Origin of the sequence: Desulfuromonas sp. AOP6, from assembly GCF_009731355.2 — a bacterium.
Lineage (GTDB): Bacteria > Desulfobacterota > Desulfuromonadia > Desulfuromonadales > SZUA-540 > SZUA-540.
Genome location: NZ_AP022810.1, coordinates 2934830 through 2961054, shown reverse-complemented (window position 1 = coordinate 2961054; position 26225 = coordinate 2934830). Strand labels below are relative to the sequence as shown.

The 26225-nt window shown below is 56.0% G+C and carries 33 protein-coding genes; 16 read left to right on the top strand and 17 right to left on the bottom strand.

Translation table 11 applies throughout. The annotated features are described in order from the left end of the window. Window positions 1-328: 328 nt before the first annotated feature. The 4 genes from AOP6_RS13900 to AOP6_RS13885 form a co-directional block, all read right to left on the bottom strand. On the bottom strand, window positions 329-976 hold the full coding sequence (locus AOP6_RS13900) for a hypothetical protein (RefSeq protein WP_155877328.1): 648 nt from the start codon (window positions 974-976) through the stop codon (window positions 329-331). 109 nt (window positions 977-1085) lie between these two features. Further along, window positions 1086-1496: a DUF2007 domain-containing protein gene (locus AOP6_RS13895; protein ID WP_155877327.1), complete on the bottom strand. Its 411-nt coding sequence runs from the start codon at window positions 1494-1496 to the stop codon at window positions 1086-1088. Between the two features lie 422 nt (window positions 1497-1918). Continuing rightward, window positions 1919-2272, bottom strand: coding sequence for a hypothetical protein (locus AOP6_RS13890; protein ID WP_155874937.1), 354 nt, complete (start codon window positions 2270-2272; stop codon window positions 1919-1921). Between the two features lie 95 nt (window positions 2273-2367). Continuing rightward, the gene (locus tag AOP6_RS13885) at window positions 2368-2808 is read right to left on the bottom strand and encodes a hypothetical protein (RefSeq protein ID WP_155874938.1); all 441 of its coding nucleotides are present in this window, start codon (window positions 2806-2808) and stop codon (window positions 2368-2370) included. 121 nt (window positions 2809-2929) lie between these two features. Between AOP6_RS13885 and AOP6_RS13880 the strand changes: the two genes are divergently transcribed. After that, window positions 2930-3094: a hypothetical protein gene (locus tag AOP6_RS13880; RefSeq protein WP_155874939.1), complete on the top strand. Its 165-nt coding sequence runs from the start codon at window positions 2930-2932 to the stop codon at window positions 3092-3094. A 119-nt stretch (window positions 3095-3213) separates the two neighbouring features. Here AOP6_RS13880 and AOP6_RS13875 read toward each other — a convergent pair whose 3' ends face one another. The 8 genes from AOP6_RS13875 to AOP6_RS13840 form a co-directional block, all read right to left on the bottom strand. Then, window positions 3214-3462 carry a hypothetical protein gene (locus AOP6_RS13875; protein ID WP_155874940.1) on the bottom strand — a complete coding sequence of 83 codons (249 nt, stop codon included), beginning with the start codon at window positions 3460-3462 and terminating at the stop codon, window positions 3214-3216. Between the two features lie 119 nt (window positions 3463-3581). Continuing rightward, window positions 3582-3782, bottom strand: coding sequence for a hypothetical protein (locus AOP6_RS13870; RefSeq protein WP_155874935.1), 201 nt, complete (start codon window positions 3780-3782; stop codon window positions 3582-3584). A gap of 117 nt (window positions 3783-3899) precedes the next feature. Next, on the bottom strand, window positions 3900-4361 hold the full coding sequence (locus tag AOP6_RS13865; protein ID WP_155877326.1) for a hypothetical protein: 462 nt from the start codon (window positions 4359-4361) through the stop codon (window positions 3900-3902). 113 nt (window positions 4362-4474) lie between these two features. After that, on the bottom strand, window positions 4475-4774 hold the full coding sequence (locus AOP6_RS13860; RefSeq protein WP_155874930.1) for a hypothetical protein: 300 nt from the start codon (window positions 4772-4774) through the stop codon (window positions 4475-4477). 135 nt (window positions 4775-4909) lie between these two features. Next, window positions 4910-5194 carry a hypothetical protein gene (locus AOP6_RS13855; RefSeq protein WP_155874931.1) on the bottom strand — a complete coding sequence of 95 codons (285 nt, stop codon included), beginning with the start codon at window positions 5192-5194 and terminating at the stop codon, window positions 4910-4912. A 560-nt stretch (window positions 5195-5754) separates the two neighbouring features. Continuing rightward, window positions 5755-5973 carry a hypothetical protein gene (locus AOP6_RS13850; RefSeq protein ID WP_155877325.1) on the bottom strand — a complete coding sequence of 73 codons (219 nt, stop codon included), beginning with the start codon at window positions 5971-5973 and terminating at the stop codon, window positions 5755-5757. A 79-nt stretch (window positions 5974-6052) separates the two neighbouring features. Further along, a complete protein-coding gene (locus AOP6_RS13845; protein ID WP_155874934.1) occupies window positions 6053-6427 on the bottom strand; it encodes a hypothetical protein in 375 nt (124 codons plus the stop codon). 478 nt (window positions 6428-6905) lie between these two features. Then, window positions 6906-7202 carry a hypothetical protein gene (locus AOP6_RS13840; RefSeq protein ID WP_155877324.1) on the bottom strand — a complete coding sequence of 99 codons (297 nt, stop codon included), beginning with the start codon at window positions 7200-7202 and terminating at the stop codon, window positions 6906-6908. 134 nt (window positions 7203-7336) lie between these two features. On the opposite strand from AOP6_RS13840, the gene AOP6_RS13835 reads away from it, so the two are divergent. Then, a complete protein-coding gene (locus AOP6_RS13835) occupies window positions 7337-7522 on the top strand; it encodes a hypothetical protein (RefSeq protein WP_155877323.1) in 186 nt (61 codons plus the stop codon). Between the two features lie 254 nt (window positions 7523-7776). On the opposite strand, the gene AOP6_RS13830 is transcribed toward AOP6_RS13835, so the two are convergent. The 4 genes from AOP6_RS13830 to AOP6_RS13815 all read right to left on the bottom strand — a co-directional run bounded on the left by AOP6_RS13830 (window position 7777) and on the right by AOP6_RS13815 (window position 11995). After that, on the bottom strand, window positions 7777-9693 hold the full coding sequence (locus tag AOP6_RS13830; protein WP_155877322.1) for a DUF3488 and transglutaminase-like domain-containing protein: 1917 nt from the start codon (window positions 9691-9693) through the stop codon (window positions 7777-7779). Beyond that, window positions 9680-10516: a DUF58 domain-containing protein gene (locus AOP6_RS13825; protein ID WP_155877321.1), complete on the bottom strand. Its 837-nt coding sequence runs from the start codon at window positions 10514-10516 to the stop codon at window positions 9680-9682. Before AOP6_RS13825 ends, AOP6_RS13830 begins: the two co-directional genes overlap by 14 nt. A 32-nt stretch (window positions 10517-10548) precedes the next feature. Further along, window positions 10549-11490 (bottom strand): MoxR family ATPase, encoded by a 942-nt coding sequence (locus AOP6_RS13820; protein WP_155877320.1) that lies wholly within the window; start codon window positions 11488-11490, stop codon window positions 10549-10551. 67 nt (window positions 11491-11557) lie between these two features. Then, window positions 11558-11995, bottom strand: a complete 438-nt coding sequence (locus AOP6_RS13815; protein WP_155877319.1) for a VOC family protein — start codon at window positions 11993-11995, stop codon at window positions 11558-11560. A gap of 117 nt (window positions 11996-12112) precedes the next feature. Between AOP6_RS13815 and folK the strand changes: the two genes are divergently transcribed. The 14 genes from folK to AOP6_RS13745 all read left to right on the top strand — a co-directional run bounded on the left by folK (window position 12113) and on the right by AOP6_RS13745 (window position 25968). Beyond that, window positions 12113-12610 carry a 2-amino-4-hydroxy-6-hydroxymethyldihydropteridine diphosphokinase gene (gene folK / locus AOP6_RS13810; RefSeq protein WP_213194615.1) on the top strand — a complete coding sequence of 166 codons (498 nt, stop codon included), beginning with the start codon at window positions 12113-12115 and terminating at the stop codon, window positions 12608-12610. Window positions 12611-12614: 4 nt separating this feature from the next. Continuing rightward, the gene (locus AOP6_RS13805) at window positions 12615-12872 is read left to right on the top strand and encodes a PP0621 family protein (protein ID WP_213194612.1); all 258 of its coding nucleotides are present in this window, start codon (window positions 12615-12617) and stop codon (window positions 12870-12872) included. A gap of 122 nt (window positions 12873-12994) precedes the next feature. Next, window positions 12995-14917 (top strand): cytochrome c3 family protein, encoded by a 1923-nt coding sequence (locus AOP6_RS13800; protein ID WP_155877318.1) that lies wholly within the window; start codon window positions 12995-12997, stop codon window positions 14915-14917. 50 nt (window positions 14918-14967) lie between these two features. Further along, window positions 14968-15612: a fructose-6-phosphate aldolase gene (gene fsa / locus AOP6_RS13795; RefSeq protein ID WP_155877317.1), complete on the top strand. Its 645-nt coding sequence runs from the start codon at window positions 14968-14970 to the stop codon at window positions 15610-15612. A 101-nt stretch (window positions 15613-15713) separates the two neighbouring features. Beyond that, window positions 15714-15929, top strand: a complete 216-nt coding sequence (locus AOP6_RS13790) for a hypothetical protein (protein ID WP_155877316.1) — start codon at window positions 15714-15716, stop codon at window positions 15927-15929. Between the two features lie 98 nt (window positions 15930-16027). Next, on the top strand, window positions 16028-17206 hold the full coding sequence (gene sucC, locus AOP6_RS13785; protein WP_155877315.1) for an ADP-forming succinate--CoA ligase subunit beta: 1179 nt from the start codon (window positions 16028-16030) through the stop codon (window positions 17204-17206). 66 nt (window positions 17207-17272) lie between these two features. After that, entirely contained in the window at window positions 17273-18151 is an 879-nt protein-coding gene (sucD, locus tag AOP6_RS13780; RefSeq protein WP_155877314.1) for a succinate--CoA ligase subunit alpha, read from the top strand. 200 nt (window positions 18152-18351) lie between these two features. Then, window positions 18352-18870 (top strand): peptide deformylase, encoded by a 519-nt coding sequence (def, locus tag AOP6_RS13775; RefSeq protein ID WP_155877313.1) that lies wholly within the window; start codon window positions 18352-18354, stop codon window positions 18868-18870. Between the two features lie 29 nt (window positions 18871-18899). After that, a complete protein-coding gene (gene fmt, locus AOP6_RS13770) occupies window positions 18900-19814 on the top strand; it encodes a methionyl-tRNA formyltransferase (protein ID WP_155877750.1) in 915 nt (304 codons plus the stop codon). 1 nt (window position 19815) lies between these two features. Beyond that, entirely contained in the window at window positions 19816-20604 is a 789-nt protein-coding gene (locus AOP6_RS13765) for a DUF116 domain-containing protein (RefSeq protein WP_155877312.1), read from the top strand. 111 nt (window positions 20605-20715) lie between these two features. Continuing rightward, window positions 20716-22077: a 16S rRNA (cytosine(967)-C(5))-methyltransferase RsmB gene (rsmB, locus tag AOP6_RS13760; protein WP_155877311.1), complete on the top strand. Its 1362-nt coding sequence runs from the start codon at window positions 20716-20718 to the stop codon at window positions 22075-22077. Between the two features lie 32 nt (window positions 22078-22109). Further along, window positions 22110-22775 carry a ribulose-phosphate 3-epimerase gene (gene rpe, locus AOP6_RS13755; RefSeq protein WP_155877310.1) on the top strand — a complete coding sequence of 222 codons (666 nt, stop codon included), beginning with the start codon at window positions 22110-22112 and terminating at the stop codon, window positions 22773-22775. Between the two features lie 73 nt (window positions 22776-22848). Next, entirely contained in the window at window positions 22849-24084 is a 1236-nt protein-coding gene (locus AOP6_RS13750) for a DUF3365 domain-containing protein (protein ID WP_155877309.1), read from the top strand. 33 nt (window positions 24085-24117) lie between these two features. Then, on the top strand, window positions 24118-25968 hold the full coding sequence (locus tag AOP6_RS13745; RefSeq protein ID WP_155877308.1) for a bifunctional homocysteine S-methyltransferase/methylenetetrahydrofolate reductase: 1851 nt from the start codon (window positions 24118-24120) through the stop codon (window positions 25966-25968). Here AOP6_RS13745 and grxC read toward each other — a convergent pair. Then, on the bottom strand, window positions 25940-26218 hold the full coding sequence (grxC, locus tag AOP6_RS13740) for a glutaredoxin 3 (RefSeq protein WP_155877307.1): 279 nt from the start codon (window positions 26216-26218) through the stop codon (window positions 25940-25942). The two genes, AOP6_RS13745 and grxC, sit on opposite strands and share 29 nt — an antisense overlap. Window positions 26219-26225 lie beyond the last annotated feature (7 nt).

The window sequence follows — 26225 nt, the reverse complement described above, 5'->3', positions numbered from 1 at the left end:
AAAGTGGGATACAAGAACAAACCTTAAATATTCGTCGTCCTTTGATTTTTTTGAATTGTGCGCATCGCAAGAGGGGACAGTGATTAGGTTTTTTCTGAAGTCTGTTTGAAAGTCGTGCTCTTTTTTCTCTGGGAAAAGGCAAAGTGGTGGCACGTGTTCAACTGAAGTTTTTTGTTTCGAACACATGTAGCAAGTTTCCACTTATATTCCTTTTCGATAGCTAACGGTTCATGATAACCGGCGGCGACGTACTGCTTGCCAACCACCGCAATTTAGATTTTGTTTTCAATTTAAAACAGACGTATTTTCCGTCCGGTTGATTAGTTTGTTAGGAATTTTTTCTGTGTTCGTGCGCCAAAATTTCTTCATATTCACGGTTTTTCACAGATGCAAAATGGCTTGCTCTTTCTTCTATATATTTCTTGTAGTCAATAAGGTCACAGTAGCCATTTCTTATGAAAGTATTGACTTTTACGATTTCCATTGTTTTCACGAAGAAAAGAAAATAGCCGCTTAAGCAAAAGCCCGTGTAGCTAATATGGATTATTATGAATTGAGTAAACGTGAAATGGTCGCCAACAAAGCTAACCGCTGGATAATAAATTAAAATCATCGAAGTGGTTATTATGCCAATAATGTGGGACTGGATATGCATTTCTTCGATGCTTGTTGAATGGAAGAAACTTAAGCGTTTCTGTAAGCCCATTTTGGCTAATTCGGTGTCGTGGTCGAGTTGCTTGATTCTATTTTGGATAACAATGAGGATTATATTTGATAACAGTACGTATAAAAGCCACATGACCGCTGTCCCGAGCAACCAGAGCATGAAGAAGGCTGGGTTGGTAAAGAAACTTTTTGAAGTCAAAATCCCTATATTTTCAAGCAAAACATACCAAATTGATGCGATGAGAAGGCCGCCAAGAAATGAGTACAGTTCATCTCTTTTGAGTGCGCCCAGGGGTACAATTTGATTCATTTCGATTCCTAACGGTAAGGTAAGCGGCGGCGCTGTGCCGGTGGGCCAAGTAGACATTTATCGTGGACCATTGCCGTATCCCCGTCCGCTTGACCGCCTGGTTGTGTGGCTATTTCCACTTATGATCACATTTTCTGCAGCGATAGCGTTTTCCAAAAAACAGCAATGGTAAACCTAAAAGTAAGCTCCAAGCCGAAAATTGGCGTTGGTAATTGATGGTTTTTATTTCAGTGGCACCACAATTAGGGCAAGCCGATGCTGGCAATAGTTCTTCATCGTGAACTCTCTCAACTTCATTCGTTTCTGTATGAATTTGAAGAAGTTCTTTTGCTCTCTTTGCGTCAGCAGCGGCAACACGCAACTTCACACCACCCAACGCATTTGAGTAAAGCCAATTGACTCCGATTGTATATTGATTATCAAGGAAACATTGAATTCCGGCAGCTTCCAGAGTCGACTGCGCGAGGCCAGCAGAGGGCAAATCACGAAACTGGGCAATTGTTACAAAATGCTGCGCCATTCAATTTGCCTTTTATTATTCTTGCCACACAACGGTTCGCGATAAGCGGTGGCGACGAGCGGGTTCGGCTTACTACCGCAATTTGATTTTGTTTTTCTGGGAGCACCCAGCCCTATTCCATCCGCTTGATTGGATGGTTAGATTGCTTTTTGATTTCGCCTTAATGCCTTCAACCCATTCCGAAAATACCATCAAGAACTAGTGAAATCATTTTTTTGAAATTGGGCCAAAATGCCTCTTTTTTGATAACTCGATAAATGAAGGCAACAATTGCGTAGAGGACAATTAAACAACCGATAAGTATGAATATGTATTCCATTTATGCTCTGCAATCTAACGGTCAGAGATAAGCGGCGGGGCAGAGACAACCGAAAACCACCGCATTTTTAATGACTTAGCAGAACTGTATCAACCGTCCGTCTTCATTTGATGGTTAGACAGATTTCTTTGAGGTGCCACTTGTCTGGGCCTGTCCAGAAAATGCGCATGAACGGTTTTGGTACAAGGCCCCGCTCCTGTCCTTCTTCCATTACCTCGGATGGGCACCACTCTTTTCCAGCACTAAATGCAACCCCTAGGTCATTGAGTTGGTTTAGTAGGTCAAAGAGGGCTTTGTTTTCAAAAGCGTACCCGTCTATTTCTGGATATTTTATTCGGCTGCCGCCAACCAATTGTCTTTCTGGGCGAAGCCCAGCATTTTGCAAGGCCACAGTTGATCCTTTCAGATAAACCCAGCCACCGATGACTTGTGAAACGTATGTCGGTATTTTATTCATGGTCTGTCTAACGGTAGTGATAAGCGGCGGCAACGTAACCTGCGAGTACCACAGAACTTTTATTGTGAAGCACTGTGGTTTAACCGTCCGCTTGATTATTTGGTTATGTTGCGCTTTTTGAACGCTACCCAAAAGGCAGTGGATAATGTAATAAAAACAATGATATGGAAGGTTAAAATTGATTTTTGAAGTTTTATGGAATCATGGAAATTTTGCAGTTCCGTGTTGTTTAGGTAGTTGGTATTGATGCCCCCGGAGAAATATAGAGCTGTTAGTGGAGGCGCAACAGATAAAAAAGCAAATAAAACCCCAACAGTAATGAGTAGATATCTGAATTTCATTTTGGCGGTTACGGCGTATAGGCCGAGAAAAAAGCAAGCAACCGATGAAACTGCACGTAAATAGATACTGGCAATATAAAGCCAGTAAGGTATGTCTAGAGAACCAATGCCTTTTGCAAGAGCGATCAACACCTCTGCAAGAAATAGCGAGGCTAATATTAAAGTGCAGAAAATATTAAAAAATCTATCAATCATTTAAGCAACATAACGTCGGAGATAACTGGTGGCGACGAAAGGCAACGGGCCTTTAACTGCACAGTTATTTCCATCCAGTTCATTGGCTTGTTGTACGGCATTTTTCGAGGGAGGTAGCTAAATGAATTTAAGAATATTACTTTTACCTTTTGGAGTTGTTGCTGAATTACTACTGCTGTTAGCTTGCTGGTTTCTTGCTGTTTTCAGTACTCACAATGCAAAAGTATTGGCAGCGTGGACAATTAAAACCTTTCCTAACCGCAAGTGGTACGCAGGGGAAAATTAAGCGCCGTACAACGGACCAAGCTAAGCGGGCTGGAGCTGGTCCTTTCCAAGTGTGTAGAAACCTTTACGCGAACCGCCCATGTGGCACCCAGTCCGCTTGAGCGCTTGGTTAGGTAGCGATCAGTTCCAAAAAGGCCACCAGGGTAGTATTGCTTGCCGCCTTATTTTGACAATATCATTTGCCTGAAATGGAACTGTGCCTTCGCCATTAGGGTGTGACTTCAAACCGGTAATATACCTGCCGCCTCGAACAACTACTCCACGATAAGTTCCACCAGTAGCCGTTTTTACATCGACCCAGTGAATATCCATTTTCATTTCAGGACCGAGTTTGGCGCGTAAATGTTCAGGTAATTCGATCTTGTTCATTCTTTGCTACCTAACGGTTGAATTTAAGCGGCAGGTTTGAGACCCACGCAGACCACTGAATTTTTCGAGAACCACTGCTGTCGAACTGTCCGCTTGAAATTTTGGTTAGCAGGCCGCCTTTAAATGCGAGTGAAAAGCAAGGCCATTGCAATGGAAAAACAAACTGATGCAACAATCGCCAGTATTTTGTCTTTGTTATCTAGCCTTTTTTGCATTTCTGTTGATTTAATTCCGCCCCATAAGGATGGTTTTGCCCTAATGACAATTACAAAAAGACATATGAAGGCGACCACCATGAAGGTGAACTCAACTTTTTGCATTTGCTTTTCATTTTCCTGCTAACGGTTTGAGATAAGCGGCGACAACGTTCCGGTTCGGCCTAGTAGAGACCTTTTCGAGAACAACCGCGCTACTTTTCGTCCGCCTTCATTTCGTGGTTAGGTGGTTTGTTCAAGTTCGTCGTAAATATCTACACACCAAGTAACTTCATCGCTGAACCACCCGCCGAAAAACCAGTTTTGACCAAGGGCCTGGTCTATATTCATGTCTGTGCCGTCAGACCATTTAGTGTGAGTTCTAGCGCCAGCCTTCCGCGCTTTTTGAATGGATTCGGTTGAAAGCAGTAAACCATATTGGGTCCCTATGGCAATTGCCATAATTGTCCCTGTTTTGTGATGAATGAGTGCTGGTGTTCCGTAGATTAGGCAACGACAATCCGTTGGTAAACTCTTTCCAATTTCGTCCCAAATCCGCATCACGATGTCAGGGTGTGCACCCTGCCGCACATATGGGTTTTCAGCAGTATCGGGTGATTCGTATACGGGTGCCGCTTTTCGTTTTCCACGTGCAAGATATTTGAGAACAAGATCATTATTTTTGTTTGAATTTATGTTCTTCATTTTATCTATTTTTGCCACCTAACGGTAGTGATAAGCGGCGGCGACGAAGCCTGCGAGAACCACGGAACTTTTATGAGAAGCACCGCGGTTTAACCGTCCGCTTGATTTGATTGTTAGGCGTTGTATTTATTTTGGTAATATTTTTCGACTTCAGCACATGCCTTAAAAAAACTTTTTGAAACGTCCCAGTCACTCACACCCTGAAGAACACCAATTCCTGAATTTGAGATGCGTGGGAGTTCCCCTGAAATTGCCATCTCTCTTATTCCATTTAAATATTGAATTATCTTTTTACAATGTTCGGCAAGCAGATCATTTTTTGTTTTTTGAGCGGCCAGAATTTCTTTTTCAGCTTCCAAAATCGCAACATCTATTATGGAGACAAATTCTGACGTTATCTTTTCTATGTTCATTTAAACGCCTAACGGTTCATGATAACCGGCGGGCGAAACGACGCTCGCGACCCACCGCAATTTGGTTTTGATTTTTCAAAATTGCACAGACGTATTCCCCGTCCGCGTTGATTTAGTTGTTAGGTTTCTTTTCGCTTACGCTGCTTCAATAGCGACGACAACCCAAAACAAAACAGGACAAGCTAAGTGCAACCACAGCATTGAAGCAGTTATTGCTTTTTTATGCTTTTCTTCGTGGGCTTGGTAGAAGGCTTTATAAAATTTCGGAATATTGCTCACGTTCCCGGCAAAAGATACCAGTAATTGTATTGAATTAAATTCAACAACTTCCTCTTTTCTGAGGTAGTTCAGAAAATATAACCCCGAGAAGCCGAAATAGGCTGCGATAATCATTAATGTTATTGCAGTGCTCAATTCCATTTCTGAAACCTAACGGCGGTGATAAGCGGCGGCGATGAAACCTGCGAGTACCACAGAACTTTTATCGAGAAGCACCGCGTTTTACCCGTCCGCTTGATTATTTGGTTGTGCGCTTATTTGTTTTCTGCTGTTCGGTGAAAAATAGCAAATATGCTATGGCATAAATACTATATAGAAAACCTTTTCTAGCCCATTTCTTGGGATCAAGTCCTTTTGTCTTGGCCAGCTTGAAACAAATAAATGAATTTACAGATAGAAATGCCAGAATTGATAGAGACATTGAAACTTTATATTTAAATTCACTATTTTTATCGGTTTCAATTGTAGCGACAAGTTCACGGATTTGATGGTCGAACCCAGTAAGTAATATAAGTTTTATAGCAATAAAAGCTAAAATTAAAGAGATCGGTACACTTAATAAGAAAAATTTTTTATTCATTGTTACCTATATTAGCGCACAACGGTTCATGATAACCGGCGGCGACGCGAACTTGCGTGACCCACCGCAATTTTAGATTTTGTTTTTCAATTTAGCGCAGACGTATTTTCCGTCCGGTTGATTAAGTTGTTAGGTGTTTTTTTTCTTCTGGCTTGAAATAAATAAGTGAACCTATAAAGAAAAACGACATAAATACAAGTTGTATAACAGAACTGCTTCCTAAATATTCAATGTCTCTATTTATTAATTTTATTGTTTCATATGATGTAAATGCCACCATGAATACTGCTCCTGCCAGCATTAAATTATATGCTTTACGTGTGATTATTTTTCTTTTCAATTTTGACACCTAACGGTTCGTGATAACCGGCGGCGACGAACTGCTCGAACACCACCGCAATTTGATTTTGTTTTTCGGATTAGCAGCTCGTATTTTCCGTCCGGTTGATTAGTTTGTTAGATTTCTTTTTATTTTTAAGTAGATAGCTCAACAAAAATATAGTGTTGAACGCGAACATGATGCTGAAAAATTTGATTGCTGTGCTTGACACTTCGACCGCTGAATCCACTGCTTCGTATGCACCATTTTGAGCTTCAAGACTTATGAGGGCGAAGCTTCTTAGTTTTTCAATGTTCGTTTCGTTTTGAATTGTTGCTTTGATTTTATTTGTTTTTTCTTCACTGACCGAAAGGCCATCGACGCCCCCAAAATATGCATTCGATATGCAAACGACGCTCAATATCAGAAAGATGAAATTTGCAGCTAAAATTATTTTTATGGGGCTAGTTTTCATATTTTATTTTCTGAAATCTAACGGTTCATGATAACCGGCGGCGACGAAATGCTCGAACACCACCGCAATTTGATTATGCTTTTCGGATTAGCAGCTGCCATTTTCCGTCCGGTTGATTACGTTGTTAGCAGGCTTCGCAAGTGGAAGGATGATTCAAATTTCCACCGCAAAACTTGATGCCTTTGATTTTATGCAGTTATTTGCTTTTGATCGACGGGGCAGAATGTTTGTTTTCTGCTGATCGTTTCGAACCCCTCCGAAGTTTTCCATTTTGATTCAATTTTACTGCTCGAAAAAGGAATAAATTTTCAGCTTTCAAAGTTGCCCGAAAATGGGGACTGAAATTTATGCCTTTTCAATTTTTGCCTGCTAACGGTTCGCGATAAGCGGCGGCGACGTGAAGGTTCGGCCTACTACCGCAATTTGGTTTTGTTTTTCGGGAAGCCCCGAGCTATTTTCCGTCCGCTTGATTTGCTGGTTATAAGGCAGCCTTTGGGCTTGTTTTGTATTTATCTTTGCAAATCTTAAATAACCAAAGACTCGTCCAATAAACGCCAGAATAAATGATTGCAGTTATCAAAATGCCCTTCCATGACGGCAAGAAACCCAAGTCTGAGTTCGGGATGAAAAATGGTTCGCCAAGGAAGGATATCGGGGTGTAATACAGCAAATAGCCACCGAGTGCGATTAAGCCAAGGACCTCGAATAGCATCCGAAATAATGCCGGCAACAACAGGATTGCTCCCCAGAGAATATATTTAATCTTTTTATTCATTTGGCCTTATAACGGATATGGGGTTAGCGGAAACGCAGAGACGGCGGAGAACAAACGATTTGTATCGAGAAGCACTGCTGTTGAATTTTCCGCTACACCCCCTGGTTATATTGCGCTATTTGAAGGAGATAAGAATGTTTGAAAAATGGTGGGAATCTCACAAATTTATTATCAATTGTGAAAAAGACCTTGCAAGGTCAATTTATGAATCTGCAATGCTGGATGTAGCAGATTGGTTGGAGCCGCAACGAAATGATTACCCTTGTACTGGAGAAGAGTTTGCAGAAGCTCTTAGGTACGAATACCAACAAGCGATATAACAGGGATTAGGCGGTAACCGGTATATTGGATATACCGGTTACCGTCATATCGGTTAAAATTTCCAATAAATTCAGCACGTTAAAAATTAGAAAATGCCTACCCTAAAGCTAGGCTTTAACAAGGGCCCGCTAAGACCAGCCCAGTCAAATGATGACTTTCACCCTCTTGCTTTTTAAACGCCAGCCATCCTACCCCAAATAAAATCAATCCGAAATCAGGAATTTCCTGAGGGTCTCTTCCCCAATCCTCTCAATCACACCTTCTGCCCTCGCATCCGACTCAGCAAATCATTCAATTCCCGAATCTCTGCCCGACTGAGTCGTCGATCCTGGTAGATGGCCTGACCGTAGCGCTCGGCGAATTCGTGGGCGAGCGGATCTTTCAGGCGGCGGGCAAGTTCGTGAATCCCGATGTGCGGGGGGATGGACGCCAGGCCCAACTGCTTGGCGGCCAAGCGCTGAAAGCGGGCCACCAGTCTTTGCTCCCGGCTTTTGCGCCGGTGCCAGACCGTGTAGCCCAGGATGATAGCGACGGCTGCGGCGGCGAGGGGGAACAGACCGCTGGGGATTTCTTGCGGCCGCCAGGTCGGTTTATTCAGGCGTTCGCCCGTGTTGCGCAGAATCTCGATCTGGCGTAGAAGGTCGTAGTTGAGGATGCTGTGGGCCCAGAAATGGCTGGCTGAATCGGCGAGTTGGCGCAGAACGCCGAGGTGGGCGGGATTGCTGCCGCGCACGGCGGTGGCGGCGTTGATGGCGAGGCGGCTGGGGTCGATACGTGTCCAGCGGCCGTCTTCGAGGCGGGCTTCGACCCAGACGTGGGCCATGTCTTCGGTAACGAGGTAGTAGCCGCCGAGGCCGTTGTAGTCGCCGCCCAGATAGCCGCCGACCAGGCGGGTGGGCACTTCGGCCTGCCGCAGGATGACGGCGAAGGAGGAGGCGAAGAATTCACAGTAGCCGCGCCGCTTGCCGAAGAGGAAATCGTCCAGGGGATTCTGCGAATCGGGCAGGTCGCTGGTGGCGTAGGAGAGCTGCTGCTGCAGGAAAAAATCTTCCGTCAGGGCGATTTTCTCCTCAACGGTGCGGCCTTGCTGGCGAATCCGCTCGCCCACAGCTCTGAGGCGGGCGGGAAGGGTGGGAGGCACTGCCAGCAGGATTTCCAGATCACTGCGACCGACTTCCTGCAGGGTCGCTCCCAGGCGGGAGACCGCTTCGTAACGCACCCGCTGCCGCTGGGACTGGGAGGTGTAATGGACCAGATCAGGAGAGCTGCGGTGACGGATGCCCTGCAGGGATTCGGGCAGGTCGAGGGCGAACAGATAGCCGCCTGACTGGGGTTCGAGAGAAATCGTCTGCTGCACCGGGCGGCCGCCTTCGAGGCGGCTGCCGCGCACGCTGCGATCGTCACCGCGCAGCCAGGTGTTGCCGCGCAGGGTGTCGAGGACAATGCCGCGCCAGTAAAGCTCCTCCTGCGGCTGCAGCGGGCTTTCGGCCCGGAAGACCACCTGCTTGACGGCATTGAGCTCGGCGACGGAGCCGGGCTTGACCTGTTCGCTGAAGCCGGCGGTGGCGGCGATGGCGGGATTGAGAAAGCCCCAGACGGGGCGCTGGGTGCGGGGGAGGATGGGGAAGATGAGCGCCATCAGCAGCAATGAAGTCACCGGCAGGATAAGGGCAAAGGAGAGCAGGCGCCGTATCTGCTGGCGGGACAGGGACAGCTGCGGATCGGCGACGAAATAGGCCAGCAGCACCAGACCGACGGTGATGAGCAGGATCTGCAGCACCATGAAGAGGAGAAAATAGGGGCTCAGGGTGATGAGGGTCGAGCTGGCCAGGGCGAACAGCGACAGCACGAAGGCCTGCAGGGTGTTGCGCCCCGTTCTGGCGGTAAGCAGAAGGACGGCCAGGAGCAACACGAGGAGGTTGACCAGCGGCAGAATGAAATTGGCCAGGGAAAGAGTCAGGCCGTAATAGGCAAAAAATGCCAGGGTGAGCAGGGTTGCCGCCGGCGTCTTCAGCAGGGTGCGCCCCCGGTGGTCGGCAATCAGGGCCGCGATCAGGGCAAGAGGGAGCAGGGCCCTGACCGGCAGGTCGAGATGCGGGAAGAGGGGCAGCGTCCCCAGCAGGACGATGGCGTAGGTGAAGAAGTCGAGCAGACGTTTAATGTTTACCATAGCCGGCCAGATGATGAAGGAGTTTCAGGCGGTGCAGGCGCCCCGTCGCCGGGGAGAAGCGATGCCCAGGGAGTTTCAGACCCACGGGACGGTTTTGCCGCCCGCACAGGTTGATCAGGTAGACGGCGCAGCGCAGACGTTCTTCCAGGCTGGCGCCCGGACAGGCGCGCGGGTCGACCCACAGGGGGTCGCCGGACACGGCCGCCAGGTCCTTGACCTTGAACTGATCGTGCTTGGCGGATAGCTTCCAGTGAATGAGCCGCAGGGGATCGCCGGGCCGGTATTCGTGGATGCGGTCCACATCCCCTTCCTGGCCACGCTGGGGTACGGCCTGCTCCCCTGCGGGCAGGCGGCCGCTGGAGGTGGGCGGCGGCGCACAGGGCTGCGGTGCCGGAAAGATGACGCATCTCTCTTCGATGGCCAGCTGGAGAGAACGCACGAAAAAGTTGATGGGGTAGCGAGAGCGGATGTGGATGGACGAGAAGGTGCGCGGGCCGCGGCCGCTCAGGGTCAGCAGCAGACGGCCGGCTTCCTGCTCGCCGGCGGGCACCAGCGGGAAAAGCACGGGTTCGGGTTCCTGTCCGAGCTCAACTTCAATGAGCTGCGCCGGCAGGAAGCGGCGCCGGTTGGTCAGCTCGACCCCCACCAGCGTCGGGTGGCCGTCGTAGATCTCGTCGGCAAAGCGCAGGCGTACCTGCAGTCCGTCGAGGTTGCGTTTGCCCAGAATGCCGGAGATGACCATGAAGCCGAGCAGGGCGGAGACCAGCAGGTAGATGAGGTTGTTGCCGGTGTTGACGGCCCCGAAGCCCAGCAGCAGGGTCATGACGATGTAAAGGGCTCCCGCCCGGGTCAGTTTCAGGCCAGGGGAACCGGCAGACTTTTGAGAACCGATTGCAGTACCTCCTCCTTGTTCAGGGTCTCGTTCTCGGGGCGCAGGATGAGGCGATGGGCGCCCACGGCCCCGGCCACCATCTTGACATCCTCGGGGATGACGTAGTTGCGGTTCTCCAGATAAGCGGCGGCTTTGGCCGCTTCCGCCAGGCTGATGCCGCCACGGCTGGAGATGCCCGACAGGATGAGGGGGTGGGCGCGGGTGGCGGCCATGATGGCAAAGATGTAATCGACCACTTTGTCGGAGAGCAGGATGTCGTTTTTGACGGCCTGCCGGGCCAGGCGGATATCTTCGAGGGTGATGAGCGGTTCGATGTGGCGGATCTCGTCACGCAGGCTGCCGCCTTTGATAATAGCCTTTTCCACCTCGGCGGGCGGATAGCCGACGCCGGTGGTGACCATGAAGCGGTCGAGCTGGGATTCGGGCAGGGGGTAGGTGCCGACCTGCTCCAACGGGTTCTGGGTGGCGATCACCAAAAAGGGATCGGGCAGGTTGTGGGTCACCCCCTCCACGGTCACGCGCATCTCCTCCATGGCTTCGAGCAGGGCGCTCTGGGTCTTGGGCATGCTGCGGTTGATCTCGTCCACCAGCACGATGTTGTTGAAGATGGGCCCCGGGATGAATTTAAAGTTTTCGGCGCGGCGGTCGTAGATCGACAGCCCGGTGATGTCCGAAGGCATGAGGTCGCTGGTGCACTGCACGCGGCCGAAGGAGAGCCCCAGGGCTCTGGCCAGGGCCAGGGCCAGCGTCGTCTTGCCGAGGCCGGGAATATCTTCGAGCAGCAGATGGCCGCCGGAGAGCAGGGTGATCATGGCCAGCTTGATGGCCCGGATCTTCCCCTGCAGGTAGTTGCCGGAGAGGGTGTCTATAATACCGGTTATTTCCGCGTGTCGGGTCAGGGACATGATTAAATCCAGCTCTTCACGTAAGGGTTGATGGGAGCGTTCGGGGTTTTGAATAAGTATAACAGGTTCAGCCCGGACCCCTGTTCTCGTCCACTTCCTTGGCCTCTTTCGGTTCTCGATGCAGGATGACGAGATAGCCGTCGGGGTCGTGCACCCAGAGTTCTTCGCGCTCGAACTGACGATCCTCCAGTTCGTAGAGGATGGGCCAGTTGGTGCGCTCCAGCTGGCGGCGGATGGGCGTCAGGGAATCCACGGTGAACTCCAGGCTGATCCCCACACCCAGCGGATGCCGGTGCAGATTCTGCAGAAGACCGGGATGCATCGCTTCGGCGGCGGCGATTTCGCGGATGAGAAGGCAGGCGTCCCCCTGGGGCAACAGCAGCAGCGGCGGGGCCTGGTCGCCGGGCAGGAAGCGCTCGACGGGTAGAGCCAGTATCCCCCCGTAGAAGGCCTCCGAGGTGTCCAGGTCCTTGACGGCGAGGCTGAGGTTGAAAGAAGGAGGCATGGGTTGGTTCTCTTTCTCGGCGCGATGCCGATAAGGCCACAAGGGGCAGGGAACGGTTCGTTGACGGCGGTAGAAAGTCTGTGATTTAATCGGTGCGTTATCAGAAGGTGTTCTCTCATGATTAAAGCATATCTGGCCCTCGGTTCCAACCTCGGCGACCGTCTGGCGACTCTGCGCGAGGCCCGGCGACGTCTGAGCGAGACGGACGAAATCCGTTTGGCCGCCTCTGCCGGCCTCTATGAAACCCGGCCGGTGGGCGGCCCGCCAGGCCAGCCTGCCTATCTTAACACGGTCCTGGAAATCGACACCAGCCTGGCGGTGGAGGACCTGCTGCGGCTTGCCCAGCAGATCGAGGCTTCCTGCGGGCGCGTGCGCCATGAGCGCTGGGGCGCGCGTACCCTCGATATCGACATCCTTTTTTACGATGAGCTGGTCTGGCGCGCCCCCGGCCTGGAAGTCCCCCATCCGCGCCTGCATCAGCGCCGTTTTGTCCTGCTCCCTTTGGCGGAGCTGGCCCCGCTGCTTGTGCATCCCCGGGAAAACCGCACGGTGTCGGAGCTTCTCCAATCTCTTCCCGACGAGGGGGGCGAAGCCCTGCTCGCGCAGACATGGTGATTGCATGGTTCGTTTTATTCTGCTGGCCCTGCTCTTTTTTCTCGGCTACACCCTGATTCAGGCCCTGCTGCGTGCCCTGACCGGCAAGCGGCCGTCCTCGCCGCCACCTGAAAAGACGGCGCAGGGCGACACCATGGTGAAGGATCCCCAGTGCGGCACCTACGTGCCTCGCGGCGACGCCATCACCAAGGTCATCAAGGGGCAGACCCACTACTTCTGCTCGACGGCCTGTCGCGACGCCTATCGCGGCGACGAATCCTGACGGGGCGCGCCGGCCGCATTTGCACAAGGCCGCATCTCTGTTATCAATAAAGTGATGTTGGCGCGGCGTTTTTCCGGTGTGTTCAGGCCGTTCCCCGTGCCCTTACCGAAAAGGAGCCGCCCATGAAACCCTTCCTGCTGATCGCTCTGCTGCTCTTCCCCCTGGCCGCCCAGGCCTACGACCCTGCCTCCGGCTGCGTGCAGTGCCATGGCGATGTAGAGAAGATGCGCGCCTTGGGCGCCGAAGCTCTCTACCTTGACCCGGCCCAGGTCGACCGCGAAGTCAACATGAAGGGGGAACCCACCTGCGTGGACTGCCACCTGGGCGACGCGACGGCCCTGGAGGCGGCAGCAGCCCATCAGGGGATGTTGCGTCCTTTACTCATGGTCAGCGGCCAGGGTCTGGCCGGTGAGGCCATGGAGAGAGGGAAGCTGGGCCTGTTGCCGCTGCTGCCCGGGGAAAAGGGGCCGTCGGCGCTGGTCCCCAAGCCCGATTCCTCTATGGCGCAGCTGGCGGGGGTGGATAAAATCAATGGTCTCCACTGGCATGACCGCGACCCTGAGCGGTTTTCCTATCGACCCGATCTCGCCCAGGCCACCTGCGGGAAATGTCACAAGAAATCCACCGAAGAGTTCAACGCCTCCGGCATGGGGCGGCTGCATTTCCAGCGTGCCAATCGCAGCTTCGCCGAAGCCCTGCCCGGTCCCCACAACTGCGGAGCCTGGTTCGGTGACAACTTCGAGCGCCTGGCCGCTGAAACGGCGGTGCCTTTTTCGGCAGCCCAGGCCGCCGCGGCGGATCGCAACTGCAATCAGTGTCATCCCGGCTGCAACGACTGTCATTTCAAACCCTTCAAAGGAGAGGGCCGCCACCTGTTCGGCCAGCCCGAGCCGGTGTCATGCTACGGCGGCCAGCGTGGGGTGATCTGCCACGCCGGCCCCATGGAGAGAAGGCGCGGGGCCGGCTTCATCCGGGAAGACTATGCCTACCCCGGCAGCCTCTATGCCGGTGCCCACCGGGAAGCGGGCCTCAATTGCCTCGACTGCCATTCCCTGCGCCGTCATGACCCCGGCAGCACCGCCAGCCCCCAGGCGCGGGCTTCCTGCCGCCTTTGCCACGCCGATATCGTCGCCGCCGTGGAAAGCTCGGAGCACGCCCAGGTCGATTGCGCCTCCTGCCACATCGACGAGGTCGGCGGCTACCAGTTCACCTTCTGGGGGCCGGGGGCCTGGGCGGGAGTGGAGACCCCCTACGCCAAGCACGCCGGTTATTTCGGTATCCGCGACTGGCCCACCCTCATCCGCAACCCCGAAGGGCGCTGGCTCCCCTATAAGCCCTATCCCATGGCGGTGCTCAACCAGAAGCACGGCCTGGAGCCCACCGGCGTCGTCTTTCGCGCCATCCCCTCCCGCCAGATCGAGGCCCAGCCCGCCATCGGCGAGGTGGAAGGATTTACCGTCGCGCGGACGGCCACCGAGACCAACGATGCCTTCATCATTACGGGGACCCGCAGCGAGCTGCCGGGGGACGGCAAGACCATTCTGTGGATTCAGATGGACAAGATCAGCCACGCTCTCGGCTATGGCCGTGACTGCGAAGGGTGCCACGCCAGCCACGCCCAAAAGGCTTTTTCCACCTTCCGCTACGGCGACACGCGCAATGTGAGTGAACCCTTCACCGGCAGCTACCAGATCGTCGCCGATGAGAAGGGCCTGCGTTTCGAGAACCTGAAATATGGCGACATCAAGGTGCGCGAAGGGCGCCGGGTGGAAGATTTTGCCCCCTTCGTGGTCTTTCCCGAGGCCTGGAATGTGGAGGGGATGGACCTCTCCCTCCCCTTTGACGAGCAGAAATACCAGAGCGCTCAGCAGGGGCTGGAGGCTTTGCTGGCGACCCTGAAGGTCCGCCGCGAGGCGGCGGTGGGCGATGCGGAACTCCTGAAAAAACTGGCCAAAGTCGAAGCGGTGGCCTATCATAACCTGGCCGCGGCGCAGGCGCTGCTGGCCCCGGAAAAGCCGACCATCCGCCTGCTTGACCCGAACTGACAGCTTAGACAACCCCAAAATCCAGCTGAAAACAAAGGAGCATCGAACCCATGAAGTTTTTCATCGACACCGCTGACGTGAACGAGATCCGTCAGGCCCATGATCTTGGCCTGGTGGACGGCGTCACCACCAATCCGTCCCTCATCGCCAAGAGTGGGCGCAACTTCCAGGAAGTCATCACCGAGATCGCCGCCATCGTCGACGGCCCCATCTCGGCCGAGGTCATTGCCCTCGACGCCGACGGCATGGTGAGCGAAGGGCGCGCGCTGGCCAAAATTCATCCCAACATCGTCATCAAGGTGCCCATGACGGAAGAGGGGCTCAAGGCCACGCGGATATTTTCGGCGGAAGGCATCAAGACCAACGTCACCCTCGCTTTTTCACCCCTGCAGGCCCTGCTGGCGGCCAAGGCGGGAGCGACCTTTGTCTCCCCCTTTGTCGGGCGGCTCGACGATGTCGGCCATGACGGCATGGAAGGGGTCGACCAGATCAAGACCATTTTCGACAATTACGGCTTCGACACGGAAATCATCGTCGCTTCGGTGCGCAGCCCGCTGCATGTGCTCAATGCCGCGCTGATCGGCGCCGATATCTGCACCATCCCCTTTACCGTCATCCGGCAGCTCGTCAAACACCCGCTCACCGATGTCGGCATCGAGAAATTTTTGGCGGACTGGCAGAAAATGCAGAAATAGCGGCTCCTTCCCGCCTGTTTTTTTGCGATCGCATGGCCTGCCCGCCGATCTCTGGTAAAATGTCCCGGGGATGGCGGGCTTTTTTATAAGGGACAGGTTCAATGCGTACCCGTTTGGATGCTCTGCTGGGCAAAGAGGTTGAAGTCAGGGCCGCCGGCTTGACCTATCGGGGCGTGCTCGTGGAGGTTGGCGAGGAGATCCTTTTTTTGCGCGGGCCCCTCTCTTTTCACCAGATCGCCATGGACAAGGTGGCCGAGGTGAAGCTGCTGGCCGACAAGGCCGCCGCGGCACGGGCCGACACCCCGACTGATATCTAGGCTATCGCTGCCGTCAGGCTGCGTTTCCGCTGAAATACGGCGGGAATCAGGGCTTGCCGGTTGTTTTTGAAGTCTTTCTTTATCGTTGTGAGGAGTTTATGAACATTCACGAGTACCAGGCCAAGGACATTCTCGGCAGCTTCGACATCCCAGTCCCCCGGGGGCGCGTGGCGCTGACCGCCGATCAGGTGGAACGGGCTGCCAAGATGATGGGGGGGACCTGTGTGGTCAAGGCCCAGATCTATGCCGGCGGCCGCGGCAAGGCCGGGGGCGTGCAGCTGGTACACCATCCGGAGCAGGCTCACGAGATTGCCAAGGAACTCTTCGGCAAGCGGCTGGTGACGCCGCAGACCGGTCCGGAAGGACTCAAGGTGCGGCGCATCCTCGTCGAAGAGGCGGTGGGTATCGCCCGTGAATTCTACCTGTCCATTACCCTCGATCGCAGCACGTCGCGCTACTGCCTCATCGCTTCCGCCGAGGGCGGCGTCGATATCGAGGAGACGGCGGCCAAGTCTCCCGACAAGATCTTCAAGCTGACTATCGATCCCTACACCGGCCTGCGCCCCTACCAGGCCCGCAAGATCGCCCTGGCGCTGGGGCTGACGGGGAGCCTGAGTGAGGATTGCGTCCAGCTGATTCTGAACCTCTACCGCTGCGTGCTGGAGAAGGACTGCTCCCTGGTGGAGATCAACCCGCTGGTGGTGACGCGGGCGGGCTGGCTGCTGGCTATGGACGCCAAGATCAATTTCGACGACAACGCGGTCTTCCGCCACTGGGAATACCACGACCTGATGGATTACTCTCAGCTCGATCCCCTGGAAATCAGCGCCGGCAAGTTCGACCTCGCCTACATCAAGCTTACCGGCAACATCGGCTGCATGGTCAATGGGGCCGGCCTGGCCATGGCGACCCTGGATGTGCTCAAGGAGAGCGGCGGCGAGCCCGCCAACTTCCTCGATGTCGGTGGCGGCGCCACCCGTGAGAAGGTGGCGGAGGCGTTCAAGATCATCCTGCAGGACAAGGATGTGCAGGCGGTGTTCGTCAATATCTTCGGCGGCATCATGCGCTGCGACGTCATCGCCCAGGGGATTATCGAGGCGGCCTCGGAGGTGCACTGCACGCTGCCTATCGTGGTGCGCATGGACGGTTCCCAGGTAGAGGAGGGCAAGAAGCTGCTGGTCGATTCGGGGCTGAATGTCAAAAGCGTCGATTTTCTGGGGGACGGGGCCGCCGCCATCGTGCAGATGCTGGCGGAAGCCCAACCGGAAAACGCCTGACGGGTTTCTTGGTCGCCAGGCGGTCTGTCCACGGGATAACCTCTTACATCATCCGGAGAGAGCATCATGTCCATTCTGGTCAATAAGAATTCAAGAATCGTCGTACAGGGGATCACCGGCAAGGCCGGCCTCTTTCATACCAAGCAATGCCGGGAATACGGTACGCAGATCGTGGCCGGGGTCACGCCGGGAAAAGGCGGCATCCACGTTGAAGGCATTCCCGTTTTCGACACCATGGAGGAAGCGGTCCGCGTGGCCCGCGCCAACGTCTCCCTGATTTTCGTGCCGCCGCCGGGAGCAGCGGATGCCATCCTGGAAGCCTGTGCCAGCAACATCGAGTTGGCTATCTGTATCACCGAGGGCGTGCCCATCAAGGATATGGTCATGACCAAGCGGGTCGTGGACGACAGTCGCACCCTGCTCATCGGGCCCAACTGCCCGGGGGTGATCACCCCCGGCGAATGCAAGGTCGGCATCATGCCCGGGTATATTCACAAGCCCGGCAAGATCGGCGTCGTTTCCCGCAGCGGCACACTGACCTATGAGGCGGTCAAGCAGTTGACCGATGCGGGCCTGGGCCAGTCGACCTGCGTCGGCATCGGCGGCGATCCCATCATCGGCATGAAGTTTATCGACGTCCTCCAGCGCTTCAATGACGACCCGGAGACGGAAGGGGTCTTCATGATCGGGGAGATCGGCGGCGGCGAAGAAGAGGAAGCCGCCGAGTGGATCCGCGAGCACATGAAAAAGCCGGTGGCGGCTTTCATCGCCGGCGTCACGGCGCCCCCCGGCAAGCGCATGGGACACGCCGGTGCCATCATCACCGGCGGCAAGGGCAAAGCCAAGGACAAGATTGCCGCCCTCAAGGCGGTCGGCGTCGTGGTGGCCGACAGCCCGACCCGTATGGGTGAAGCGATGGCCGCCGCCATGGGGGTAAAGAAGTAACCTGGGTTCGTGAGGTGTGAGGTGTGAGGTGTGAGGTGTGAGAAAAAGCCGGGGCCGGCCGCAAGCCGGTCCCTTTTTTAGCAGGTTTGCCAGGGTTAACGGAGTAAAAGTTGACTTTAACGGTCTTCTGCCCTTATGATTTTTATTTGTGAAAAAGGGCCCCCTGTGGGCGGGCCCCAGTCATTAAAAGGACCTGTGTCATGGCACTCCTTCCCATACGACATTATCCCGATCCTGTGCTGAAGCAGAAGGCCGTGCCGGTGGAGGCCGTCACTGAAGAGTTGCGGATCCTGGCCCGCGACATGGCTGAGACGATGTACGCCGCGCCCGGTGTCGGGCTGGCCGCTCCTCAGGTCGGGGTTTCCCAACGGCTGATCGTGCTGGACTGCGCCGGCAGCGGCGAGCCTCCTCAACTCATTACCGCCTTCAACCCGCAGATCGTCGCCAGCGAAGGCGAGTCCTATGAAGAGGAAGGCTGCCTGTCGGTGCCCGGCTATTACTCCGCCATTCATCGCTGCGCCCAGGTGACGATCCGCTTTCTGGATCTGGAGGGCCGTCCGGTGGAGATGACGGCCGATGGCCTCCTGGCCATCGCCTTCCAGCACGAAATCGACCACCTGGACGGCGTTCTCTTCGTGGATCATCTCTCTCCCCTTAAAAAGGGATTTTTCCGCAAAAAATACCAGAAAATACTGGAACAGATGAAGGAGCAACTGTGATCGAACCCCGGGAAATCCGCACCGTTTTCATGGGCACCCCTGACTTCGCCCTGCCTACACTGCAAGGGCTTATTGAGGCCGGGGTGAACCTGTGCGCTGTCTTTACGCAACCTGACCGGGCCAAGGGTCGTGGCCGCAAACTGGCGGCGCCCCCCGTGAAGGAGTTGGCCGCGAAGCACCAGATCCCCGTCTATCAGCCGGAAAAACTCCGCAGTCCTGATGCGGTGGCTGTCCTCCAGGAGCTGGCCCCTGACCTTATCGTCGTGGTGGCCTATGGACAGATTCTGCCCAAAAGCGTTCTGGATATTCCCAAATATGGCTGCATCAACGTCCATGCCTCCCTCTTGCCCCGCTATCGCGGCGCCGCGCCCATCAACATGGCGATTGTCAATGGTGAGAAGGAGACTGGGGTCACCACCATGCTCATGGATGTGGGCCTGGATACGGGGGATATGCTCGTCAAGCGTGCGACCCCCATCGGGCCGCTGGAGACCGCCGGGCAGGTTCATGACCGCCTCGCCGTCCTTGGCCGCGAGGCCATGGAAGAAACCCTGCGCCAGCTCTGCGCCGGCGAACTGAAGCCCGAAGCCCAGGACGACAGTCAGAGCAGCTACGCTCCCATGATGAACAAAGGGGATGGCCGTATCGACTGGGCGCAGAACGCCGAGACCATCCATAATCTGGTGCGGGGCCTGCATCCCTGGCCGGGCGCCTATACCTTTCTGGGGGGCGAGATGCTGAAGATCGCCGACACCCTTCCCCACGCGGAGGTGGAAGGCCTGCCGGGCACCATCGTGTCCGCCACCGAACGGGGCATCCTCGTTTCCTGTGGCGAGAATTCCCTCTATATCCGCTCTTTGCAGCTGCCGGGGAAAAAATGGTTGTCCGCCGCCGACTTTTTGCGCGGCAAGTCCCTTGAGCCCGGTGTTCGACTGGAGCTGTGACGTGAGTGTTTCTTCCGGCCAGGAAAAGGGGTTCGCTCCTGGCAAACGCCTCTTTATCGGTCTGCTGGCGGGTGCCAGCGCACTGGTTCTCGTCGGTGCCTTTTTGTTGTGGTGGGTCCCCAGCGTTGGTCTGCGCACCCTGCATCCTCTGCTTCCCGTGGTTCTCGGCGTGGTGCTCGGCCTGCTCTGCCTGCTCATCGTCGGCGGCCTGCTTCTGCTCGTCCTCACCCTCCTGACCGGCCGGGATCTCTTCTTCTCCCAGCGGCTGCGGGGGATCGTCATCAAGTACCTCTTCCCGGCCATCATCGCCGTGGGGCGCCTGGTGGGGATTGATCGTGACTCTCTGCAGCAGTCCTTTATCGCCCTCAACAATCAGCTCGTGCGTTCCAAAAAGCTGCGGGTGCCGCCGGAAAAGGTGCTCATTCTGCTGCCGCACTGTATTCAGCTGTTTGACTGTGCCATCAAAATTACTGGGGATGTCAACAAGTGCGTGCGCTGCGGGCGCTGCGACATCAGCGGTCTGGCCGCCCTGGCGCAGAAACGGGGGATCGACATCGCCGTGGCCACCGGCGGCACGCTGGCCCGCAAGATTATCGTCGAGAAGAGGCCCCGGTTCATCCTGGCCGTGGCCTGCGAACGGGATCTGACCTCGGGGATCCGCGATGCTTACCCCCTGCCGGTTATCGGCATCCTCAATCACCGGCCCGAAGGTCCCTGCTTCAACACGCGTATCTGGCTGGATGAGGTGGAAGCGGCGCTGGATGAACACGTCATATCCGGCGAGCCTTGATTTTTCGGCCCCGCCTCACTATAGTGGCCCCACCAAAAACCTGGTTGTCCCCTCTTTCACGGCCGTCCCCTCCGGGCCTTCTCGGTACCTGATCGGCTTTTGGAAAAATACGTGCCTTTATCCGACCCCCGAAAAATAGCCCTGGATATTCTCCTGCGTGTCGAGGACGGCGCCTATGCCGATCTCGCCCTGAATGCCGCGTTTGAGAAAAATACACGTCTCGACGGACGCGACAGGAATCTGGCCACCGAGCTGGTCTATGGCGCGCTCCGCCAGCGCGGCCGCCTTGATTTTGCCCTGTCCCAGCTCTGCAAAACACCCCTCAAAAAGCTCGAACTCAAGGTGCTCTGGCTGCTGCGGTTGGGCGCCTACCAGATTCTGGAGCTTGACAGGATTCCGGCCTCGGCCGCCGTCAATCAGGCCGTCGAACTGGCCCGCAGTGAGAATCTGGAGAGGGCCACGGGATTCATCAACGGCGTTCTGCGCAACCTGGCGCGCCAGCGCGAGAAAATCCAATGGCCCGACCGTACCAAAAAGGAAAGGGCCTATCTGGAGCACGTACTGTCTGTGCCCCGCTGGCTGGCGGAACTGTGGATAAAAGACTGGGGAGCCGCCGAGGCGATGGCCCTGGCCGAGAGCATGCTGGGGCAGCCCCCCTTCACCCTGCGGGTCAATACCCTGCGCCTGGACCGGGATTCGTTTCTGGAGAAGATGCGGGCCGCTGGCCATGAAGTGCGGCCTTGTCAGTACGCGCCCGAAGGGGTTGTCGTCACCCGTCGGGGCGCTTCTCCCCTGGCCGGCATGGATGAAGGGTGGTTTCAGGTGCAGGATGAGGCCAGCATGCTGATATCCCATCTGCTCGATGTTCGCCCCGGCCAGCGCCTGCTCGACACCTGCGCCGCCCCCGGCGGCAAAACGACCCATATGGCGGCACTGACCGGGAACGATAACCGCCTGCTGGCCCTGGATCTTCACCCCCAGCGCGTGCGTCTGATCCTGGAAGGCGCGCAACGGCTTGGGTGCGAAGGCATTGAGGCGAAAGCCTGGGATATGTCCTGTTTCCCTGACTTTCTGGAGCAGAGGAGCTTCGATCGTGTGCTCGTCGACGCCCCCTGCAGCGGTCTTGGCGTTTTGCGACGCAACCCGGAAATCCGCTGGCGGCCTACGCCGCCCGATTTTCAGGCTTTGGCCGACCTGCAAGGGACCATTCTGCAAAATGCCGCCCTGCTGGTGCGTCCCGGTGGCCGGCTGCTCTATTCCCTCTGTACGCTGACCGCCCGGGAGACCTGGGGGGTTGTGGACGACTTTCTGACCAGCCATCCCGATTTCGTCCTTGAAGACCTGCGCCAGGAGACCCCTGCCGCCTGGGCACCCCTCTTTGACGAGCGGGGCGCCTTGCGCACCACGCCCCAGCGCTGCGGCGGGATGGACGCCTTTTTTGCGGCCCGTTTTTATCGCAAACCCAGTGCATAGCTGATTCAATACCCTGAACCCGGAGATTTGCCATGGTCAAGATTGCCCCTTCGATTCTGTCCGCCGACTTTTCACGGCTGGGAGAGGAGATTGCCGCCATTGAGCGCGGCGGTGCCGATTACGTGCATGTGGATGTGATGGACGGACATTTCGTCCCTAATATCACCATCGGACCCCTCGTGTTGGAGGCGGCCCGCCGTTCCACCTCGCTGCCTCTCGACGTGCATCTGATGATCGAGAATCCCGATCTCTATATTCCCCAGTTCGCCGAGGCCGGCGCCGATATCCTGACGGTTCACCAGGAGGCCGTTCCCCATCTGCACAGGACCGTGCAGCTGATCCGCAGCCTGGGGAAGAAGGCGGGGGTGTCCATCAATCCGGCGACGCCCGTTTCGACCCTGGAAGTGATTCTGGACGAGGTCGATCTTATCCTGGTCATGAGCGTCAATCCGGGCTTCGGCGGCCAGAGCTTCATCCCCGCCGCCCTCACCAAGATCGAGGCCCTGCGCCAGATGATCGACCGGCGCGGGCTGTCCATCGAACTTGAGGTGGATGGCGGCGTCAAGGCGGACAACATCCGTCAAGTCGCCGCCGCCGGCGCCGACGTCTTCGTGGCCGGCAGCGCCGTCTTTGGCACGGACGATTATGGGGCCACCATCCGACGGCTCAAGGAGAACGCTCAATCCGTTGTGGCCTAGCCTTGTTGCGAGCGCCTTGCAAGGCCTGGCCAAGCCGCTAGAATGAAATGAACTTGAATTCCGGGGGGGCGCCATGCTTCAGTTCAGAAACCTTGGTCTGTTCACCAAGATCAGCATCATCATTCTGTTGATCCTGCTTGGCTTCTTCAGTCTGTTCACCTTTTTGAATTTCCGTCAGCAGCGGGCCTTCATTCTGGCTGAAGCGGTGGAAAAGGCACGAATCGTCGCTTTCGAGGCGATCCGGACCCGCGAATATCTCTCGGGGCAGCTGCTGGAAGGCGGCGTCGAGCTGTCCAAACAACGCTACGGTCTGGTTCCCGTGGTCGCCTCGACCCGAATCGGCGAACTGGTCAGCCGCGATATCGGCTATACCATTCGCCAGGTATCCGACCGCTACCGCAACGCCAATAACGCCCCTGATGATTTTGAGCTCCGTGTCCTCGACCTTTTGCGCCAGCGTCAGGATCTGCAGGAGCATTACGATGTCGTCGATATGGACGGCAAAAAGGTCTTCCGCTACCTCCATTCCTTCAAGGCCGACACCAGCTGCCTGGAGTGTCACGGCGATCCCGGACGGGCCCCGGACTTTATTCGGGAGATGTTCCCTGCCGAAACGGATAAGGCCTATCATTATGAGCTTGGCGATGCCATCGGCGCCGCCTCCGTCAGTATCCCCCTTGACCGCCTTTATCGGCAGGTTTACGCCAACATGGGGACGGACGTCCTCTATTCCGGGGGCATCTTCCTGGCCCTGCTGATATTCCTTGGCGCCCTCATCCGCATCGCGGTGACGCGGCCCCTGGCGCGGCTGGGCCTGGTGATCCGGGAGATCATCCGGACGGGACGTTTCGACAAAAAGATTCCCAGAGGCGGCATGGACGAGATCGGCCTGCTGGTGGACAGTTTCAATGAACTCAACGATCATCTGCGGGAAAAGACCGAACACCTGGAAGAATCGGAGAAGCGTTTCAGGGTGCTGACGGAGACTGCCCGCGATGGCATCGTCTCTTTCCTGAGCAACGGGCAGATCATTCTGTTCAACCGCCGGGCTGAAAAGATGTTCGGGTACAGCAAACGGGAGATTATCGGGGTCAGTGTGGAAAAGCTCATCCACGAGGAATGCACCTCTCTGCAGGAGGTCGGCATTACCGCCTATCTCAAGGAAGAGGCCGGAGCGCTGGTGCGCAGTCTGCATAAGGTCCCCGGCAGGAAGCGGGATGGCAGTTTGTTCTATCTGGAGGTTTCTCTCTCTGTCGCCGAATCGGAAGGTCACCTGTTCTATACGGCCATCGTCAGGGAACGTGCCTGATCACGGGCCTGTTTTTTGTCCGGAAGCATAAAAATGAGTCATTTTTCAAAACGCAGTCAGTTGTTTCTTGACCGTCTTGCCAGCGAGGTTATCGTAGGCGATGGTGCCATGGGTACCCTTTTGTACGCTCGCGGGGTACCTCTGGATGCCAATTTCGAATACCTCAACCTGATCAATCCGGCGCTGATCGAGCAGGTTCACCGGGACTATGCCGCTGCCGGCGCCATGCTGCTGGAGACCAACACCTTTGGAGCCAACGCCCTGCGGCTGGGGACGGTCGGGCTCGAAAAAAAGGTGCGGGTCATCAACGAGTCGGCCGCTCGGCTGGCACGAACGGCTGCCGGCGCCGATCGGTTCGTGGCAGGCTCCGTCGGTCCGCTCATCCGTCCCAAGGGGGAGCAGAGCGACCTGGGTGTCGCCGAGAAGGAAGAAATTTTCCGGCAGCAGATGGAAGCCCTCGCCGAGGGTGGGGTCGATCTCTTTCTGCTCGAAACCTTTTCATCCATCGATGATTTGGAGCTGGCTGTCGGCGTCGGCAGATCCCTGGGGCTGCCGGTGGTGGCCCAGATGGCTTTTGTCGAGGAAGGCAATACGCGGGAAGGTGGTTCCGCCGAGGAAGTGGCCCGCCGTCTGACAGCGGCCGGGGCTGCCGTCATCGGCGCCAATTGTGGCTCCGGCCCCCGTGAAATCCTGCGGGTACTGGAGCGCATGGCGCAGGTGTCGAATCTGCCTCTGTCGGCCTTTGCCAATTCCGGTTTTCCCCAGTATGTCGATGGTCGTTACATCTACCTGGCGACTCCCGAGTATTTTGCCGCCATGGGTCGGGACATGGTGGCCGTGGGCGCTTCTTTGCTTGGCGGCTGTTGCGGCACCAGTCCCGACCATATCCGGGCCCTGGCCCAGGCCGTGGCCGGCCTCAGCCCGGTGGTGCGCGAGCCGGTGGCCCACACCGCCGCTCCCTCGCCACCGGCGGCTTCCCCGTCCGTACCGGCGCGACCGACATTCCTTGCTCACTGGGGACGCCGTCCCGTCGTCACGGTCGAGCTCGATCCTCCCAAGGGGCTGCAGACGGGGAAAATTCTCGTGGGCGCCCGCATGCTGTCGAAGGCGGGTGTGGATGCCATCAGTCTGGCGGAAAATCCGCTGGCCCGCATCCGCATGAGCAATATCGCCCTGGCGCGTATCATCCAGGAAGAGGTCGGCATCGAGGCGATTGTCCACCTGACCGGCCGCGACCGTAATCTCATCGGCCTGCATTCAGAGCTGATGGGAGCCCATCATCTGGGTATCCGCAACGTGCTGGCTGTCACCGGCGACCCTGTTTCCGTTGGCAACGAATCCGGTGCCACCAGCGTCTTTGATCTTAATTCCATCGGCATTCTCAAACTTCTCAGTGCGTTGAATGCCGGTCGAAACCTGCTGGGCGCGGATTTGGGTGGCAGCACCGATTTTCTTGTCGGCGCCGCTTTCAACCCCAATGCCGCCAATCTGGAAGGACAACTTAAAAAACTGGAAAAGAAGATCGAGGCCGGGGCCCGTTTCGTGCAGACACAGCCGGTGTATTCTCTTGACATCCTGGCGCGTCTTGTCGAGCGCACCGCTCCTTACGATATCCCTGTCCTGGTCGGCATTCTCCCTCTGGTCAGTGAGCGAAACGCCGAGTTTCTTCACAACGAAGTTCCGGGCATTGTGCTGCCGGATTCGGTGCGTGAACGGATGCGGGGCAAGACGGGAGAGGCTGGCGTTCTGGAGGGGATGAACATTGCCGGCGAGTTGATTGCGTGGGGGCGAGGAAAGGTGGGTGGTTATTATCTCATGCCGCCCTTTGGTCGCGTTGAGTTGGCCATGGAGTTGCTCAAGAAGATCCGTTCCGAGCAGGTTTAAGGTCCAGGAGCTGGTCCAGTTCCCCCTTCTCGTCCAATTCGAAGAGTTCGCTGCAGCCACCCAGGCAGGTTCCCGAAACAAAAATCTGGGGAACCGTGCGGGCGCCTGAGCGCAGCTGCATTTGCCGCTCTGTCTCCGCATCAGTGGTCACGTCATGTTCGGTGAAAGGAACCCCTTTGATGCGCAACAGTTCTTTAGCCCGGTGACAGTAGGGGCAATAGTTTTTGGTGTAGATTTCAACCTCTTTCATGGGGTGC

Excerpts from the sequence above, each read along its gene's own strand:
- AOP6_RS13900 (WP_155877328.1), bottom strand. The coding sequence starts at position 976 with ATGAATCAAATTGTACCCCTGGGCGCACTCAAAAGAGATGAACTGTAC.
- AOP6_RS13895 (WP_155877327.1), bottom strand. The coding sequence starts at position 1,496 with ATGGCGCAGCATTTTGTAACAATTGCCCAGTTTCGTGATTTGCCCTCT.
- AOP6_RS13890 (WP_155874937.1), bottom strand. The coding sequence starts at position 2,272 with ATGAATAAAATACCGACATACGTTTCACAAGTCATCGGTGGCTGGGTT.
- AOP6_RS13885 (WP_155874938.1), bottom strand. The coding sequence starts at position 2,808 with ATGATTGATAGATTTTTTAATATTTTCTGCACTTTAATATTAGCCTCG.
- AOP6_RS13880 (WP_155874939.1), top strand. The coding sequence starts at position 2,930 with ATGAATTTAAGAATATTACTTTTACCTTTTGGAGTTGTTGCTGAATTA.
- AOP6_RS13875 (WP_155874940.1), bottom strand. The coding sequence starts at position 3,462 with ATGAACAAGATCGAATTACCTGAACATTTACGCGCCAAACTCGGTCCT.
- AOP6_RS13870 (WP_155874935.1), bottom strand. The coding sequence starts at position 3,782 with ATGCAAAAAGTTGAGTTCACCTTCATGGTGGTCGCCTTCATATGTCTT.
- AOP6_RS13865 (WP_155877326.1), bottom strand. The coding sequence starts at position 4,361 with ATGAAGAACATAAATTCAAACAAAAATAATGATCTTGTTCTCAAATAT.
- AOP6_RS13860 (WP_155874930.1), bottom strand. The coding sequence starts at position 4,774 with ATGAACATAGAAAAGATAACGTCAGAATTTGTCTCCATAATAGATGTT.
- AOP6_RS13855 (WP_155874931.1), bottom strand. The coding sequence starts at position 5,194 with ATGGAATTGAGCACTGCAATAACATTAATGATTATCGCAGCCTATTTC.
- AOP6_RS13845 (WP_155874934.1), bottom strand. The coding sequence starts at position 6,427 with ATGAAAACTAGCCCCATAAAAATAATTTTAGCTGCAAATTTCATCTTT.
- AOP6_RS13840 (WP_155877324.1), bottom strand. The coding sequence starts at position 7,202 with ATGAATAAAAAGATTAAATATATTCTCTGGGGAGCAATCCTGTTGTTG.
- AOP6_RS13835 (WP_155877323.1), top strand. The coding sequence starts at position 7,337 with ATGTTTGAAAAATGGTGGGAATCTCACAAATTTATTATCAATTGTGAA.
- AOP6_RS13830 (WP_155877322.1), bottom strand. The coding sequence starts at position 9,693 with ATGGTAAACATTAAACGTCTGCTCGACTTCTTCACCTACGCCATCGTC.
- AOP6_RS13825 (WP_155877321.1), bottom strand. The coding sequence starts at position 10,516 with ATGACCCTGCTGCTGGGCTTCGGGGCCGTCAACACCGGCAACAACCTC.
- AOP6_RS13820 (WP_155877320.1), bottom strand. The coding sequence starts at position 11,490 with ATGTCCCTGACCCGACACGCGGAAATAACCGGTATTATAGACACCCTC.
- AOP6_RS13815 (WP_155877319.1), bottom strand. The coding sequence starts at position 11,995 with ATGCCTCCTTCTTTCAACCTCAGCCTCGCCGTCAAGGACCTGGACACC.
- folK (WP_213194615.1), top strand. The coding sequence starts at position 12,113 with ATGATTAAAGCATATCTGGCCCTCGGTTCCAACCTCGGCGACCGTCTG.
- AOP6_RS13805 (WP_213194612.1), top strand. The coding sequence starts at position 12,615 with ATGGTTCGTTTTATTCTGCTGGCCCTGCTCTTTTTTCTCGGCTACACC.
- AOP6_RS13800 (WP_155877318.1), top strand. The coding sequence starts at position 12,995 with ATGAAACCCTTCCTGCTGATCGCTCTGCTGCTCTTCCCCCTGGCCGCC.
- fsa (WP_155877317.1), top strand. The coding sequence starts at position 14,968 with ATGAAGTTTTTCATCGACACCGCTGACGTGAACGAGATCCGTCAGGCC.
- AOP6_RS13790 (WP_155877316.1), top strand. The coding sequence starts at position 15,714 with ATGCGTACCCGTTTGGATGCTCTGCTGGGCAAAGAGGTTGAAGTCAGG.
- sucC (WP_155877315.1), top strand. The coding sequence starts at position 16,028 with ATGAACATTCACGAGTACCAGGCCAAGGACATTCTCGGCAGCTTCGAC.
- sucD (WP_155877314.1), top strand. The coding sequence starts at position 17,273 with ATGTCCATTCTGGTCAATAAGAATTCAAGAATCGTCGTACAGGGGATC.
- def (WP_155877313.1), top strand. The coding sequence starts at position 18,352 with ATGGCACTCCTTCCCATACGACATTATCCCGATCCTGTGCTGAAGCAG.
- fmt (WP_155877750.1), top strand. The coding sequence starts at position 18,900 with ATGGGCACCCCTGACTTCGCCCTGCCTACACTGCAAGGGCTTATTGAG.
- rpe (WP_155877310.1), top strand. The coding sequence starts at position 22,110 with ATGGTCAAGATTGCCCCTTCGATTCTGTCCGCCGACTTTTCACGGCTG.
- AOP6_RS13750 (WP_155877309.1), top strand. The coding sequence starts at position 22,849 with ATGCTTCAGTTCAGAAACCTTGGTCTGTTCACCAAGATCAGCATCATC.
- AOP6_RS13745 (WP_155877308.1), top strand. The coding sequence starts at position 24,118 with ATGAGTCATTTTTCAAAACGCAGTCAGTTGTTTCTTGACCGTCTTGCC.
- grxC (WP_155877307.1), bottom strand. The coding sequence starts at position 26,218 with ATGAAAGAGGTTGAAATCTACACCAAAAACTATTGCCCCTACTGTCAC.